14 protein-coding genes are annotated in these 17238 nt (G+C 35.6%); 2 read left to right on the forward strand and 12 right to left on the reverse strand.

Annotation, left to right across the window (positions count from 1 at the left end; all coding sequences use genetic code 11):
- Window positions 1-16 precede the first annotated feature (16 nt).
- From EUBELI_RS10690 to EUBELI_RS10725, 8 genes are all read right to left on the reverse strand, one after another.
- Entirely contained in the window at window positions 17-1330 is a 1314-nt protein-coding gene (locus tag EUBELI_RS10690) for a sensor histidine kinase (protein ID WP_012740349.1), read from the reverse strand.
- 3 nt (window positions 1331-1333) lie between these two features.
- Window positions 1334-2044 carry a LytR/AlgR family response regulator transcription factor gene (locus EUBELI_RS10695; RefSeq protein WP_012740350.1) on the reverse strand — a complete coding sequence of 237 codons (711 nt, stop codon included), beginning with the start codon at window positions 2042-2044 and terminating at the stop codon, window positions 1334-1336.
- 40 nt (window positions 2045-2084) lie between these two features.
- The gene (locus EUBELI_RS10700; protein WP_012740351.1) at window positions 2085-4052 is read right to left on the reverse strand and encodes a hypothetical protein; all 1968 of its coding nucleotides are present in this window, start codon (window positions 4050-4052) and stop codon (window positions 2085-2087) included.
- Window positions 4053-4072: 20 nt separating this feature from the next.
- The gene (locus EUBELI_RS10705; protein ID WP_012740352.1) at window positions 4073-5326 is read right to left on the reverse strand and encodes a hypothetical protein; all 1254 of its coding nucleotides are present in this window, start codon (window positions 5324-5326) and stop codon (window positions 4073-4075) included.
- An 8-nt stretch (window positions 5327-5334) separates the two neighbouring features.
- A complete protein-coding gene (locus EUBELI_RS10710; protein ID WP_012740353.1) occupies window positions 5335-6033 on the reverse strand; it encodes a hypothetical protein in 699 nt (232 codons plus the stop codon).
- A gap of 70 nt (window positions 6034-6103) precedes the next feature.
- A complete protein-coding gene (locus tag EUBELI_RS10715; RefSeq protein ID WP_012740354.1) occupies window positions 6104-6505 on the reverse strand; it encodes a hypothetical protein in 402 nt (133 codons plus the stop codon).
- A gap of 339 nt (window positions 6506-6844) precedes the next feature.
- Window positions 6845-8695, reverse strand: a complete 1851-nt coding sequence (locus tag EUBELI_RS10720; protein WP_012740355.1) for an ABC transporter ATP-binding protein — start codon at window positions 8693-8695, stop codon at window positions 6845-6847.
- Window positions 8696-8700: 5 nt separating this feature from the next.
- Complete coding sequence (locus EUBELI_RS10725) at window positions 8701-11007, reverse strand: ABC transporter ATP-binding protein (RefSeq protein ID WP_041688899.1); 2307 nt, start codon at window positions 11005-11007, stop codon at window positions 8701-8703.
- 250 nt (window positions 11008-11257) lie between these two features.
- Here EUBELI_RS10725 and EUBELI_RS10730 point away from each other — a divergent pair, with 250 nt between their 5' ends.
- Together EUBELI_RS10730 and EUBELI_RS10735 are read left to right on the forward strand one after the other, a co-directional pair.
- Window positions 11258-11896 (forward strand): ECF transporter S component, encoded by a 639-nt coding sequence (locus EUBELI_RS10730; protein ID WP_012740357.1) that lies wholly within the window; start codon window positions 11258-11260, stop codon window positions 11894-11896.
- A 50-nt stretch (window positions 11897-11946) separates the two neighbouring features.
- On the forward strand, window positions 11947-12975 hold the full coding sequence (locus tag EUBELI_RS10735; protein ID WP_012740358.1) for a P1 family peptidase: 1029 nt from the start codon (window positions 11947-11949) through the stop codon (window positions 12973-12975).
- An 81-nt stretch (window positions 12976-13056) separates the two neighbouring features.
- On the opposite strand, the gene EUBELI_RS10740 is transcribed toward EUBELI_RS10735, so the two are convergent.
- From EUBELI_RS10740 to nagB, 4 genes are all read right to left on the reverse strand, one after another.
- The gene (locus tag EUBELI_RS10740; RefSeq protein ID WP_041688900.1) at window positions 13057-14511 is read right to left on the reverse strand and encodes a PTS transporter subunit EIIC; all 1455 of its coding nucleotides are present in this window, start codon (window positions 14509-14511) and stop codon (window positions 13057-13059) included.
- Window positions 14512-14582: 71 nt separating this feature from the next.
- A complete protein-coding gene (locus EUBELI_RS10745; RefSeq protein ID WP_012740360.1) occupies window positions 14583-15062 on the reverse strand; it encodes a PTS sugar transporter subunit IIA in 480 nt (159 codons plus the stop codon).
- Complete coding sequence (gene nagA / locus EUBELI_RS10750; protein WP_012740361.1) at window positions 15056-16189, reverse strand: N-acetylglucosamine-6-phosphate deacetylase; 1134 nt, start codon at window positions 16187-16189, stop codon at window positions 15056-15058. Before nagA ends, EUBELI_RS10745 begins: the two co-directional genes overlap by 7 nt.
- Before the next feature lie 36 nt (window positions 16190-16225).
- Window positions 16226-16954: a glucosamine-6-phosphate deaminase gene (nagB, locus tag EUBELI_RS10755; RefSeq protein ID WP_012740362.1), complete on the reverse strand. Its 729-nt coding sequence runs from the start codon at window positions 16952-16954 to the stop codon at window positions 16226-16228.
- Window positions 16955-17238: the final 284 nt, after the last annotated feature.

Genomic DNA, 17238 nt, shown 5'->3' on the forward strand with positions numbered 1-17238 from the left:
ATACCTCCGCTTTTATTCATTCTTCTTTTTCTATCAAAAGTATTATTGATATACTAAATTCTCGGCTATTCTCATCGTAATTTTCAACATGACTTCCATTGTACTTATCAACAACATTATAAATACTTTTCATTCCGTATCCATGAGAATTTTTATCATCCAATTTTGATGTCACATAATTATTATTTATCTTTTCAGGTTTTATATCACAGGAATTTGTTGTTTTTATAATCAACAAACTGCCATTCCTTTTAGTTATAAGCTCTATATAGGGTTTTTCTGTAGCAATGCATTTACATGACGCTTCATATGCATTCGATAACATGTTACCAAATAATGCAACAATATCTGTTTGCGATAAATATTCCACAGTATCAGGTCTAATATCTACAAGCATATTAATACCATTATCACTACATTTATTCATGTATTGACTGAGAAGCCCATTTAATACATTACTTTTAGAAAATTTCGTCTTTATTCCTATACTATAATCTTCTATTATCTCTAAAATATATTGTTTTATATTTTCATCCGTTCCCATATCAAGCATAGCATTAAGGTGTGCCTTTATATCATGTCTTAAAATTTCAAATTTTTCGTTTTTTTCATGCTCCAATTTATAATATTCAGCATCTGCCCTTTCCTTTGCCAGCTCTAACTTAATTCTTTGATTTTCTGCATTTCTCTCATTAATCTTAATATTAACCAACAATATAAGTATGTCTGATATAACCAATACAATCATGCTTATAATCATCCATATTGTTTCCCGCTTCTCTAAATTCCACTTCATGCCAATAGAATAAAATGTCATACAGACAATAAGTGATGAAACTAATATTAATAACAGCAATGCCATAGATATATCTATACTTTCAGACATTTTAACAAAACTTTTCTTTTTTATTATTATAATTATCTGCGCAAATAAAAAATATAGTATTTTGCATAAACATAAAACAGTTAAAATAATCAGTGTGTTCTGGCTTTTAACATTCTCAATTCCAACAATATATTGTGTCATAAATAAGACCATTACTTCTGCCAGTGAAATTAATGAATTAAATAAAACAGCCCAGAAAACCGCAGCCTTTTTATTCACCTTATACAATACTGCAATTAATAATATATACACTATATTATTAACCGTCATTGATATTGCCATATTGTTAGAAAGAAACACCATAAACATTATGGCATGACCAATCATTATAATTAATCCTGTTACCCATTTTTTATAACGATGCTCGTACATCTGAGACATGCTCATCCATAAAATTACAGCTTCTATAATATGAGCAAACGCATAGCTTAAAACAATCCCCATCCCCTACTCCTGTCCTGCAAGGTATAGAAGCAATTTTTGTTTAAACTCACTTTTCCTGTCGCGTGATAACGGAATCTCCTGCTCTATTCCTTTAAGCCTTATGTTATTATTTGAAAATTGTTCAACTTTCTTAATATTTACTATAATAGATTTATTTACCAGAAAAAACATATCATCATCCAGAAGCTTTTTCCAATAAGCTAAACTCTCTAAAGTTAAATACTCCTGTTTTTCAGTATACACACATCTTTTCCTTGCAATTGATTCAATATATATTATATCGTCCTGTTCTATAATCACATTGTTTTTGGATTCCTTAATCACAATCTTCTTACTTTGTTTCTTATAGCACAGCTCAACTGCTTTCCGCAACCCTCTGCTTATTACATTCTTATCAAGCGGTTTATTAATATACCGAAACACACCTTCATCCATAGCATCATCTAGATAACCCATATAAGATGTAATAATGAAAACAACAATACCCTTATTATTTTTTCTTAAAATTTTGCTGGCTTCTATACCATTAATGCCCTCCATCTCAACATCAAGAAAAGCTATATCTATAATGTCAGATTCTCTGGCGGCTGCTTCTCCACTAAAATATTCATATATCTTATAATCAGCAATTTTTCTGTCTCTGAAAAAATCCTGCACATATTCCTTCATCCGCTCAACACAGATTTTATCATCATCACATATTAATATATTCATAAGCTTCTCCTCGTAATTTACGACTTAGGAATATTATACATTATTTTCTTTTGTGCATCCATAGTGCAGATACCAATATACTGACATTCATTACAACATAAGAAATAACAATCCATTTCGCATAATGAATAAAAATATACTGGCGGATATTCAGATTAATGAGTAAATTTTTAAATATATTAATTTTATAGATTCCTTTTCCAATTTTCTCATATATAAAAGAAAGACTTAAAACTGGTGCATTAATATATGGCATTCCATATAAACTCTTAATTATCATAAATTGTATAATGCATGTGATAAGCGTAAAACATCCTGTAAATATAACCATTGCCAGATATTTTCTCAACCACCTTTTCTTTCTTCCATATGCAGATGAATTCAAAATATACTCCATACCAGTTTTTTGTTCCAGCATAATATTTTCAACTGTAATTATCACTACAACAATAATAGATACTATAAATATTATGAATTCCCTTAACCTTGCACTCTCACCTATAAGCTGCTCATAATTTCTGTCAGATATAATCCATGCTTTCCTGCCGTACACACTATATATATTATCAGCATTTGCCAATTTCTGACTATACTCCAAGCATGCCGCTGCCTCTTTCAATACATATTGATATTCCCCATACGCATGCATATATTCAGATTCCCACTCAGGATATGTTTCCTTCATACTCTCCTGTGCTTTCAACTCATCAAGCTTATTTTTCATTTCCCTGACAGCTTCCTGCTTTTCTTCAACATAGCTGCGTATATAACTGCTATCATATCCTCCATGTTCAATATACATTTTGTCCATTACTATCTGTGCGTCATTATAATGCATGACATTATTTCTTGAAAAATAACATGTAACAAATATAACCGTAACAATAAGCCACAATCCATATCCTGAAAATATCAGTTTATGCAATTCTTTACAGATCTGTGGCATTTTCTTAAGAACATGCTGATACGCTTCATTAATTTTTCCTGTTATCTTATCAATAATTGTTCGTTTTCCATACGGCTTCATGATTATGCATCTGTAATATGCCATACACATTAATAAAACCGTCGTAATAGTAGTTACAAACAATGTTACCGAAGCTGCTGAAAACACATAATATCTGAACCCCCAATTTATATAAGTTCTTATCATGTCATTAATCTGCAGCAGATTAATAATATTTATAAAATGAAACACATTATATCTGCTTTGAATCGAAATATTTCTATATAGAATAATCTCTACTCCTATAAACAATCCCAGACATAATAACGCATTATTTCTCTGTCTGAATGCCACAAATACAGACCAGATTATAAGTCCAAGCATGATAATCACAATACTCGATATAATTATCAAAATAATAACATACTCAATCTTACTTACCGGATATGTAAATTTACTGAATTGTTTAATATTCTGAATAGCATTTCCAATATCTCCTGCCCCACCATATATTAACAATGCAAGTATAAATGTTGTAACTGCCATAGATACTACCGATATGAATCCGCCAATTATAATTGCAAATATACTGGAAACTGCTATATATTCCCTGCCTTTTGCAGTACTGCAGTTAATAGCCCACATTCCGTTATCTCTGTATCTGAACAATTCATATATTATGCCAAGCATGAATACAAATGCTATATAAAATGAGTAATGATATTCTGTAAATGCACTAACAGCCCGGCTCTCATCAACCGAAACATTTACATTACTTATTCTTTCAAAATCCTCTGATGTTTTTATTATGTTACTGTATGCAAATGTACCCTCCTCCGCAAAAATAGAAAATTTCTGTAACTCCTCTGCTTTATTTATTATAGCAGTGACATATCCATTATAACCTGATATATATTCCTCCTGACTTTTTAATGTCCTTTCAGATATATCATTTTTACTCAACGGAATATTTTTATAGGCAAATAAACATAAATTAACCAATATACATAATATTAATAACAACCATCTTTTATAAGAAAATACCCTCTTTAATTCTGCCATATAGCTTCCTCATTTACATCCTATTTTTTGAAAGGATTAAATAAAAATATAGTATCATCATATACACTTTCCCATTGAGCGGCATGCTCTATATCCTTTTTATCTATGTAAAGATATCCGCTAAAGTATTCAGCGCGTTCATCTTTTTTCGGTACACTTCCCCATGCAAACATGCATCTTTCATCACCATAATATATATTATTTATTGTATCATCACATTCTATCTCATTGATTTTATTTCCATCCGAATCAATAATAATAATTCTGTATTCTCTTTTTTCTACTGTTCTTGTCATATTTTGAAATGTTATATTATCCATGTATATATGCTTCCCATCATATGACATACTGCAACGATCATATAAAGAATCCGATTTCATCACAAGCTTCATAACCTGTTCTTTAGCATCAGCATAATAAAGCCCTTCACCTACAACATAATAAGCAAATATATTCTTTTCCGGTATAAAACAATAATCTGATATGTCATCCTCGGCTACTAGTTTTATCTCTTTAGTGTTATAATCATATGAATATAATGCTTTTGTTTTAGATCTCATAGATCTCTTTTCAAGCTGTTCCTGTACCGCAAAGTATAATTTATCCCCATAGCTTTTCACTAACCCAATTGATATATTATTGCCTGTAACCTCATATATGTTTTCTGAACTTCCATCCTTTAATGACATTTTCTTAATTGCTTCAGTGAATTCTCCTTCCATGCCATAATGAGCACATAGATAATAAGCATATACATAATCCCCATGAAATACTAAATGTGTTGAAGAATCCTGATCACTAGGAAATATTTCTCCAATATTTTCTACATTATTTCCTGACTTATCCATCCTTGTAAGCACAGACATACCATTCTGTATCTGCATATAATATAAATATCCTTCATGATAATATATATTAGATACTACATAGCTCTGTTTCATCATATTGGCATTACATGTGCTGTTATCATGTGCACAGTCCGGCTTACCACACACTGGTACTACCTCTTTTGTCGCATAATCAAAATACATAAGATAAGTCATGTCAGGTGTTATAAAATAATAACCATCCTCCGCAGCTGTAAAATCATGTAAAAAATTCGCTTTCCAGTAGCTCTGGGAATCGTCCAACTCATATCCGCTTCCTAAAGAACCATAATCAGGCTGTGCTGAATGCTTTGATACCTTATGTGTTCCGAAATACACAGCAATTACTGCCAATATAGCTAATAGTATTCCTGCCGGTATTATTAATTTCTTTGCAACTCTATTCATAAAACCTCCTATTTTAATTTCACTCTGAACATTGTTTCATCATTTAAGCATGTGCTGGATCCAGACTTGAATATAAAATAATCTGTTTTTTCGCTCCCATCCTTATATATAACCTTTTCCTCTATAACCACGGATTCTAGTTCTTCTAATAATGCAGTTATTTGTGCATTGGGTTCTGTATAATATTCACTTCCAAACTTAAATTTAAGCGGTACATTACAATATATATACATTTTCACATTTCTCTGTTTTTCAGGATTAATTTCAACCCATCTGCTTGTATACCGCAGCTTATTTCTTTTTTCACTTTCCAAAAAGGTGTAACTTCTTGTATCGGCAATTGTAACAGCAGCATTCGCTGCTCTTAAATATATCTTTTCTGCATTCTCTTCATTATATATATCCGTCAGACTGAAAATATACGCTATTGTTCTTCTCATACGATCTGCGTCATTCTCTTTATCATACGACCAATGTGAAAACACATCCGTCATATATACTTCTTTTGATTCTTCGTCTATCTCAACTTTAGGATATCTTACTTCTATTTCTGGATATATTTCTCTTATATAGTTTTCCCCATCAACCTTAGTTTTCTTTATTACTGGATATTCTTTTTTACTAAACACACATATCAATGTAATTATTGCGGTCGCTATACATATAAATATAGCTACAGCAAGTATAAAAATCTTTTTCTTTTTCATAATATCCCCTTTACATTACTCAAATAGCAAAGCTTTATTATAAATAATAAAGCTTTGCTATCTTAAAAAATTATCTATAAACTACATAATCTTCTCTTACAGCATCATCCATAGCATCAATTAATACATATCCTGCATTTTTTCCTATACTAACATTAGAATATCTATATCCTGATGCATATGTTGTCTGTGCTTCTCCTCCACTGTACCATAATTTGGTCATATCATCATCATAAGTTCCATATCCCAAAACAGTTAAATCCGCCGTTTCACTAGTTGAAACATATGCTCCAAATGCATCATAGATTCCATTATCTCTATTAGGATCTATATATGCACCACCACTATAATGACACGAACCTGCATAGCCATCGAAATCATGTGAACTAGCGAATGCAATTATACTATTAGCCACTACCAATACACTTACAATTCCTGCAACAACCAATCTTTTAATGCTTTTCTTAACCATAATTTAACCTCCATTGTACATTTACCTTTTGTTACATTATTAAATTATTCATTCTCCTTTCTTATAATTCGTCAGGCAACCTTCTCAGCATTATTCCTATGTATCACATTCAGTTTCCTTGTAATAAACTATATCATTAGACTAAAAAAATTCAATGCACTATGTCTCAAATGTCGTTTTTTATGTCTCAACTGTATATTTTATGACATTTAATATCAAATTATTTTACTAAATTGATTACATTCTAATCACTTTATAGCATTCCCATAAACAAAAAAGAACTCCTTCACACCAGCTCAATCAAGGTGTAACGGAGTTCCCATTCTGTATATATTAATTCTAAGAAGCCTGCTCAAACTGCGAATTATAAAGGTCAGCATAGAAACCGTTCTTGGCGAGAAGCTCATCATGAGTTCCCTGCTCAACGATATCACCATCCTTCATAACAAGTATCACGTCAGCATCTTTGATGGTTGAAAGTCTGTGTGCAATAATAAAGCTTGTTCTACCCTTCATCAGATTATCCATAGCCTTCTGGATTCGCTCCTCTGTTCTTGTATCAACAGAAGATGTTGCTTCATCAAGAATAAGGATTGGATTATCTGCAAGGATTGCTCTTGCAATTGTAAGAAGCTGCTTCTGTCCCTGTGAGACATTGCTTGCGTCCTCGTTAAGCTCACAATCATAACCGCCCGGAAGAGTCTCAATAAAGTGATGGGCGTTAGCAGCCTTGGCTGCTGCAATAACTTCCTCATCAGTTGCATCAAGCTTTCCGTATCTGATATTCTCCATAATTGTACCCTTATAGAGCCATGTATCCTGAAGAACCATTCCAAATGCGTCTCTTAATTCTCTTCTGTTGAAATCCTTAACATTATGTCCATCAACAAGAATAGCTCCATCATTAACATCATAGAATCTCATAAGCAGTTTAACAATAGTGGTCTTACCTGCACCTGTCGGTCCAACGATAGCAACCTTCTGTCCAGGCTTAACATTTACACTGAAATTCTTGATGATAGTCTGGTTCTCATTGTATCCGAATCTTACATGCTCGAAATCAACCTCGCCCTTAATTCCTTCTGTAGAAACAGGATTCTTAACAGTCTGGTCTTCCTCTTCTTCATCAAGAAATTCAAATACTCTCTCAGAAGCTGCTACCATAGACTGTACCTGATTGATAACCTGAGCAATCTGCTGGATTGGCTGTGTGAAATTCTTTACATACTGGATAAATGCCTGAATATCACCGATTGTTATAACATTTTTAATAGCAAGAAGACCGCCGGTTAATGCAACACATGCGTAACCTAAGTTACCTACAAACATCATGATTGGATGCATCATTCCTGAAAGGAACTGTGACTTCCATGCTGAACCATAAAGGACATCATTAGTCTTGTTAAATGAATCAACCATATCCTTTTCTTTGTTAAATGATTTAACAATCATATGTCCGCCATAAGTTTCCTCAATCTGTCCGTTAATATGTCCAAGATACTCCTGCTGTGTTTTGAAATATCCCTGTGACTTCTTAACAACGAAAGAAACAAGTCCGACTGATATTGGCAGGATTATAACCGCTATAAGTGTCATAAGCGGTGAAATGCTTAACATCATAACAAGAACACCAATCATAGTAGTTAAAGATGTAATGATTGTTGTAATACTCTGGTTAAGTCCCATTCCAAGTGTATCAACATCGTTAGTAATTCTTGATAACACCTCACCATATGTCCTGCTCTCGAAATACTTCATAGGCATACGGTTAATCTTCTCGCTGATTTCTTTTCTTAATCTATAGCAGACCTTCTGTGTAATGCCTGTCATTATCCAGCCCTGTACAAAGTTAAATACTGCACTTGCGGCATACAGACAAAGCACGAATATAAGAATTGTTCCAATCTTTCCAAAGTCAATTCCGCCAGTTCCACCGATTTTCTTTACAAGACCTTCTGACAGAGCTGTAGTTGCCTTACCAAGAACCTTTGGACCTACAACAGAAAATACTGTTGAGCATACAGCCATAACTGCAACAAATATTATCGCAATCTTATAGCTTCCAATATATCTTATAAGCTTTCCTATTGATCCTTTGAAATCCTTGGCTTTCTCAACAGGTGCCATTCCTCTTCCCGGAGGTCCCATTCTTCTTTTCGGTGGCATTTTGATATTTTTATTATCTTCCATACTGACTAGGCCTCCTTTCCAAGCTCTTTAGCAGAAAGCTGTGAACTTGCAATCTGCTGATATGTCTCACATGTCTTCATAAGTTCTTCATGCGTTCCCTTGCCAACAATCTTACCATCATCCATAACAAGAATCTGATCTGCATGAAGGATTGTGCTGATTCGCTGAGCTACAATAATAACAGTGGCATCAGACACATTTGCAGCAAGCTCCTTACGAAGAATTGCGTCAGTTTTTAAATCAAGTGCTGAAAAGCTGTCATCAAATATAAACACTCTTGGGTGCTTTGCTATTGCTCTGGCAATAGAAAGTCTCTGCTTCTGACCGCCTGAAACATTAGTACCGCCCTGTGCTATAGGACTGTCATACTTCTCAGCCTTATTATCAATGAACTCAGTTGCCTGTGCAATCTGTGCTGCCTTAACGACATCTTCATCGCTTGCATCAGGATTACCGAATCTTAAATTACTTGCAATAGTACCAGAGAAAAGCATTCCCTTCTGAGGCACGTAACCAAGCTCACTTCTTAAGTCATGCATAGAGATATTTCTTATATCATGACCATCAATAGTAATGCTTCCTCCTGTAACATCATACAATCTTGGAATAAGATTAACGAGCGTTGACTTTCCACAGCCCGTACTTCCTATAATTGCTGTAGTCTTACCCGGCTCTGCTTTAAATGTAATATCCTCAAGTGCGTTCGCTTTAGCACCCGGATACATGAAATTTACATGATTAAACTCAACTACACCCTTTGCAGACTCAATTGTCTCAGGATTCTCAGAGTCTTCTATTGAAGAATGTGTATTAATAACTTCATCTATACGGTCAGCTGCAACCATCGCTCTTGGAAGCATTACAGACATCATTGTAAGCATAAGGAATGACATAACTATGAGCATCGAATATGTTATAAATGCAGTCATAGAACCTACCTGCATAACTCCGGCATCAATTCTGTGTGCGGCAACCCACACGATAAGAACTGACAAACCATTCATGATAAACATCATGCTTGGCATCATGAATGTCATTGTTCTGTTAGTAAAGAGCATTGTCTTAGTAAGCTTCTTATTAGCTTCATCAAATCTTTCCTCTTCCTTCTTCTCTCTTCCAAAGGCTCTTATTACAGAAAGACCTGTAAGAATCTCTCTGGATACAAGATTGACATTATCTACCAGCTTCTGCATAAGCTTGAACTTAGGCATCGCAATTACCATAAGAAGCATTACAAATGCAATGATAACCGCAACAGCCATAACTATAACCCAGCCCATGCCGGCTCCCGTTCCAACAACCTTTATAATTCCTCCAACACCAAGAATTGGTGCATACAGAATCATTCTCAGCATAATAACCGTAACCATCTGAACCTGCTGTACATCATTAGTTGTTCTTGTGATAAGTGATGCTGTAGAGAATTTGTCCATCTCAGCATTAGAGAATCCCATGACATTAGAATACAGTTTTCCTCTCATATCTCTTGCAACGCCTGCACCAACTCTTGATGCAAGGAAGCCTATACATACAGAAGTAACCGCCATAAGAAGTGCCATGGCAACCATCTTAAGACCAGCTGCCCACAGATACTTAGTCTGGATAGAATCCATGTCCATTCCTGCCTTGGCATCCATGCTCTTTGCATAAGCAACGCCCATAGACGAAACAAGAGTCTTTCCCATGGTATCAATAGTCTTCTGGAATTCGCTTCGCATAGAAAGGATATCGTCTTTACTCATAGCCCCTGCACTATACATTGCCTTCACTATCTGTCTCATATCCACACATATAGTTTCAACCTCATTACCATCCGAATCTTCCATCATCTGTGTAAATGTAGTTAGTTCAACGCCCATAGACTTTCCAATATCTTCTACTGAAACATTGGACAGCTGCTCCTCACTTACATGCATCTGCTCTGCCATACGGCTCTTGAATGCACTTTCAGTCACTGAAGACATCTGGTTGTTAATTATAAGTGCTGTAAAAAGTGTGTCGTCTAAATCAGTCTTATTCTTAGAACCTTTGACACTTAATTCATAGACATTATCATCTTCATTATAAGAATACGACTGTTCCCACAGCTGTGCTTCTTCCTCTGTCATAAAAAGCTTCGCAGTGTCAAATTCTTCCTTAGTAATCTTTTCTGGCACAGTATGCTCTATGCCTCCATTCTGTATACCTGTATCAATGATATCTGAAGTATACGCAGGAAGCGACAAGTCACACACTGCCTGAACAATAAGCAGTGCAAATACCAGCACTATCGACTTCCAGTATGGCAGCACATTTTTAATAATTCTGCTCATAAACACTCTCCCATCTTTATTGATAAATATTTTCAAAAAATCTGCTTTCAATAATAAATAAGCGTTTCTTATATTAACACCGATTTTCATAATAGTAAATTAATGTCAAATGTATTTTTATAAATAATTTATAAAGAATGTTTGAATAATAACAATATATATGTTATTATACGCGCGAACGTCATCCGTTTTTCGGAGATGTATCTTAACAAGCCGGAAGGGCTGCATACCTTTCCGCAAAGGAGACAATATGAATACTATCAATGCAACTCGAACTTCTGCAACGAAGTTCAACACTAAGTACATGGTGGAGCTGGCACTTATGGTTGCGGTCATACTCGTTATGTCACTGACCCCATTAGGCTACATCCGTACCCCTGGACTTTCTATCACCCTTTTAACTGTTCCTGTAGCTGTAGGTGCTATCATCTTAGGACCTGTCGGCGGTTTAATCTGTGGTCTGACATTCGGACTCACAAGCTTTTATCAGTGCTTCGTTGGAGGCGCAATGGGAACTGTTCTTCTCGGAATTAATCCATTTGGTACATTTGTAACAACAGTAGTAACAAGAACTCTTGAAGGCTTCCTTACAGGACTTATATTCAAGGGACTTCACAGTATTAATGGAGTTAAGAAATTTTCTTATTATATAGCAAGTCTCTGCTGTCCTTTACTTAATACTTTATTATTCATGAGTTCACTTGTTCTCTTCTTCTATAATACAGATTATGTACAGGCCTTCGTTACTGCACTCGGAGCTAAGAACCCACTTATATTCGTAGTATTATTTGTTGGTGTTCAGGGACTTATTGAGGCAGGAATCTGCTTTATTGTTGCTAGTGTGGTTTCCCGTGCATTATATGCTGCACTTAAGCTTAACCAGAATTAGTCAGTCACTTTGATTGAATAAATCGGACATTAATCAACGGAGGATTAGTTTTGTTTACAGAGATTTCAGTTAATGATATTAATGATTTTAGATTAGGTCATGCTTCCAATAAGGAAGCTGGCACTGGTGTAACTGTTATATATTTTCCAGACGGAGCTACAGCAGGCTGTGACATTAGCGGTGGCGGTCCGGCATCAAGAGAAACACCTCTTACTATGCCTATGACTGCTGACAATCCGATTAATGCCATCGTGCTGTCAGGCGGTTCAGCATACGGTCTTGCCGCATCTGACGGAGTTATGACATGTCTTGAAGAACATGGTATAGGATATAACACAGGCGTTTCACTTGTTCCGCTTGTATGCCAGTCATGCATATTTGATCTTGGATATGGAAGCTCTAAAGTACGCCCAGACAGTACTATGGGATATGAGGCCTGCATTAAGGCACTTATGAAGGCCGGTGTTGTCAATACTGATGCTTCCACCGCTGCCAATTCGGATAGCAACGACCCCGTTCAGGGCTGTATCGGTGCCGGAACAGGTGCGACTGTCGGCAAGATTATGGGAATGAAGCAGGCTGAAAAGTCAGGACTTGGAATATATTCAGTGAAGACAGGCACATTTACAATGACAGCAATTGTTGTTGTAAATGCACTTGGAGATATATCAGATTATGAAACCGGTAAAAAGCTTGCCGGACTTAAGAACGCTGACAGAACCGAGTATGTAAGCTGTGAAGAAGCACTTTATCAGTTCATGGCACCTCGCGATATGTTCACAGGCAACACAACAATCGGTGCAGTTATAACCAACGCTGCATTTAACAAGGCTGAACTTAACAAAATTGCATCTATGGCAAGAAATGCGTATGCACGCTGCATTAATCCAGTCGGCACAATGGCAGATGGCGATACAATCTATGCTGCAAGTACTGCAAAACGAGACGGCAGCGAAGCTGTACATGTTGATATCAACTTTGCAGGAACACTTGCTGCCCGCGTTATGTCCGCTGCAATTAAGAATGCTGTAATGAATTCTAAGATATCTGATGAAGAATTTTTAAGCATGGTAAAGTAACACATGAAATAATCCCCGATAAGCTGCTGTTCTGACAGTCTTACCGGGGATTTTTATATTATCTTTATTTTAACATTTTAATTATTCACAAAGCTTAGAAAATGCATCCGCAACAAACTGTACCTTAGTTCCTATAATAACCTGTACAGATGTCTTTCCAGGTTTCATAACACCAGCAACACCAGCTGATTTAATAACCTTATCATTAACAAGTGTAATATCCTTTACTTCAAGTCTCAGTCTTGTAATACAATTATCTATGCTTGCAATATTCTCTTTTCCACCACAGCCTTCAAGAATTGTCTTTGCAATTGCTGTATAATCGTCACTTGCAAGTTCAACTTTCTTTTCTGCTTCTATATCATCATCTTCTCTGCCAGGAGTCTTTAAATCCCATTTCTTAATGGCAAATAAGAATACGAAATAGAATACGAAGAATGCTGCTATACCAAGAGGAATTATCAACCATGTCTTCTGTGCTGCCGGAAGAGATGATGAGAATAACAGGTCAGTAGCACCTGCTGAGAAACTAAATCCTGCTCTGAAGCCTAATGCAACTGTAATCATTGTAAATATACCATAAAGAAGTGCATAGATAACATAGAGTCCAGGAGCAAGGAACATGAAACCAAATTCAAATGGTTCTGTAACACCACAGATAAATGCACATAATGCTGCAGAAGCAACAAGTCCTATAGCTACTTTTTTCTTAGCTGGCTTTGCACATTTAATCATAGCTAAAGCTGCACCAGGAACACCAAACATCATACATGGGAAGAAGCCTGACATATACATTCCAAGACTCCATGAAACATCACTTGATGTTTGTCCTGCCCAGAAGTGCTGTAAATCTCCAAGTCCGATAGTATCAAACCAGAATACGTTGTTCAACGCATGATGTAATCCGGTAGGAATTAACAATCTGTTCAAGAATGCATAGATACCTGCACCAACAATATCAAGCTTTACAATTGCCTTACCAACGCTTACTAATGCGCCGAACAGTAATGGCCATACAAATAATAACACAACAGATACAAGAATTGATACTACTCCTGAAACAATTGCTACGCATCGTTTTCCACTAAAGAAAGATAACCAGTTTGGTAATTTTGTATCTTTAAACTTGTTATAACACATAGCACCGATTATACCAGCAAGAATACCAATAAATGGATTCTCAATCTTGTTAAATGCAAGAGTTTTAGTTGCACTGTCTGCTATAGAAGGTATAATTACTGTAACAAACTTTGTAGAAAGAAGTGTTGTCATCATAAGCCACGAAGCAAGTGCCGCAATTCCTCCGGTACCATCATTTTTATCTGACATACCTACACCGACACCAATTACAAAAAGGATTGCCATGTTATCAATTAAAGCTCCACCAGCTTTTACAAGAAACAGACCAATCATATTAGCTGCACCCTGCATAGTTTCTGGACACAGCATATAACCGATACCCATAAGGATGCCACATATAGGCAGTACTGCCACAGGAAGCATTAACGCTTTTCCCAGTTTTTGAAGAAATTTCATACTTTTCTCCTCCTTTAAATCATTATTAATCGGGGTTATCCCAATCACGCGCATTGTGAAATCCTGAGTAATTATGATATTTTCAGAACTTCATCATCAATAGATACCTCACCCTCCTTTATCAGATTAATTTTATTATAATCGTCGGTATTGCATATAAGGACTGGTGTAATCGTATCCAATCCTGCCGACTTTATTTTTTCAAGATCAGCCTCTAAAAGTAAATCACCCTTTTTTACCTGCTGACCACCTGAAACATGTGAAATAAATGGTTCTCCCTTGAGCGTTACCGTATCCAGCCCAATATGTATAAGTAATTCCGTTCCCTGACTGGTTGTCATCGTCACAGCATGAAGAGTATCAAACACCATTGATATCTCACCATCTGCCGGAGCATATATCTTTCCTTCTGAAGGAATTACTGCAAATCCATCTCCAAGAACTTTTTCTGAAAATGTTGGATCTGAAACTTCAGTAATTGGCACCACTTTTCCTTTACACGGAGAATAAATAACATTATCCTTTGACTTTCCTTTGAAAAAACCTAGCATATTATCTCCTTTCCATCAATATATACCCTCTTAATATTCAATTCCTCATCAATAAGCACGAAATCCGCTTGTTTTCCTACAGAAATACTTCCGACTTTATCATATATACCAATTTCCTTTGCCGGATTCTCTGTTGCACACATAACAGCTGTTTCTAATGAAATCCCTGCTTTTTTAACGACATATCGAAGACAATCCATTAAATTAGTTGCTGAACCGGCAATTGTTCCATCATGTAATGTTGCCAGATTACCTTTTACCACTACAGGCTGTCCTCCAAGAGTATATTCGCCATCCTCTAATCCTGTTGCTCTCATGCTGTCACTGATTAGTATTATGCGTCCCGCACCCAACATAGCAAATGTTGCCCGTATTACTGATGGATGAATATGAACTCCATCACATATCAGTTCTGCATGACATTGATATGAATCTCTTATTGCACCTATAACACCAGGCTTTCTATGATTCATAGGGGGCATTGCATTGTATAAATGTGTTGCATGAGTTGCACCATGTTGAATTGCCTCCATCGCAGTATCATAATCTGCTGCTGTATGAGCAATCGACACCACAACATTATCTTTTACTTTATCTATGAAATTCATCGCACCCGGCTCTTCTGGTGCAATATCAACAATCTTTATTAAATCATGTGCAGCTTTCTGGAGTTCACAGAAATACTCATAATTACAATGCATAATATTCTCTGCTGCCTGTGCACCCTTTTTTTGTGGACTTATAAAAGGTCCCTCCATATTAATTCCTACCAGATGGGCTCCACCATTATATAAATACTCTCCGGCATTCTTCATAACTTCAACAAGTTCTTCCTTAGCTATCGTCATGGTTGCCGGACATATACTCGTCACTCCGACAGAAGCCTCATACCGCGAAATTATATCAAGTGCCTCTTTAGTTCCATCACACATATCTGCGCCTTTGCATCCATGAAAATGAATGTCAACAAGTCCTGGAATCATCTTAAGTCCTGTAGCATCTACAACTTCATCGCCAACATAATTATGTACATCCAGCACTTTGGTGAATGTACCGTTATCTACAACGACATCTCCCTTAACAAATACATTGTCCTGTGTATAAACATCAGCATTCTTTATAATCATATGTTCTCAACCTTCTATCCACCAAGTTAATAAGCTTTAGTAAATCTTACTAAGAGCTGCTTCATCTGCTACCAGTGTTACATCATTATGCAGCTGCAAAACTGATGCAGGAACATATGGTGTAATATGTCCAAAAAAGGCTTCTTTCACAATCTGTGCTTTATCTTCCCCACTTGCAACAACCAGAATCTTCTTTGCCTGCATTATTGTCTTGATTCCCATTGTGTATGCCTGTCTTGGAACGTCTTCTGCTGATTCAAAAAATCTCTTGTTAGCTTCTATTGTAGATTCTGTTAAATCAACACAATGAACCTGTTTTTCAAATGAATCTGATGGTTCATTAAATCCTATGTGTCCATTATGGCCTATTCCTAGAAGTTGTAAATCAATACCTCCAAGAGACTTAATCAGTTCAGAATATCTGTTACATTCTTTTTCCGAATCCTGCTCCATTCCATTAGGAATATGAGTATTCTCAACTGATATATTCACATTATCAAATAAATTCTTATGCATAAAATAATAATAACTCTGATCATTGTCCTGACTGAGTCCCTTATACTCATCAAGATTAACAGTCTTAACTGCTGAAAAATCCAAGTCACCTTTTTTATACCATTCTACTAACTGCTTATATAACCCAACTGGCGTTGAACCAGTCGCAAGTCCAAGTACACATTCTGGCTTCATAATAATCTGTGCTGATATAATATTAGCTGCCTTTCTACTCATATCAGCATAATCTTTTGCTTTGTATATTTTCATCACTTATCACTCCATTTCACATATTCTACCATCTCAGATTCTAATAATAAACATTCCCCAGATATACAAATATTTATTATATTAACTAAAATGTACTGATTTTCATATATTAAATTGTCGTTCGCTTTATTATGTTTACATATTAACAATTTTTTAACAATATGTCCAGCATTATTTGTCACATTTTAATAAAATATGTATTTTTATTAAAACATTGCAGATAAAAAAGGCAATAAAAAAGACTAACCAGCCAGTGTAATTTATAATACAACGCTGATTAGTCC

This window comes from [Eubacterium] eligens ATCC 27750 (genome assembly GCF_000146185.1).
GTDB classification, from domain to species: domain Bacteria; phylum Bacillota; class Clostridia; order Lachnospirales; family Lachnospiraceae; genus Lachnospira; species Lachnospira eligens.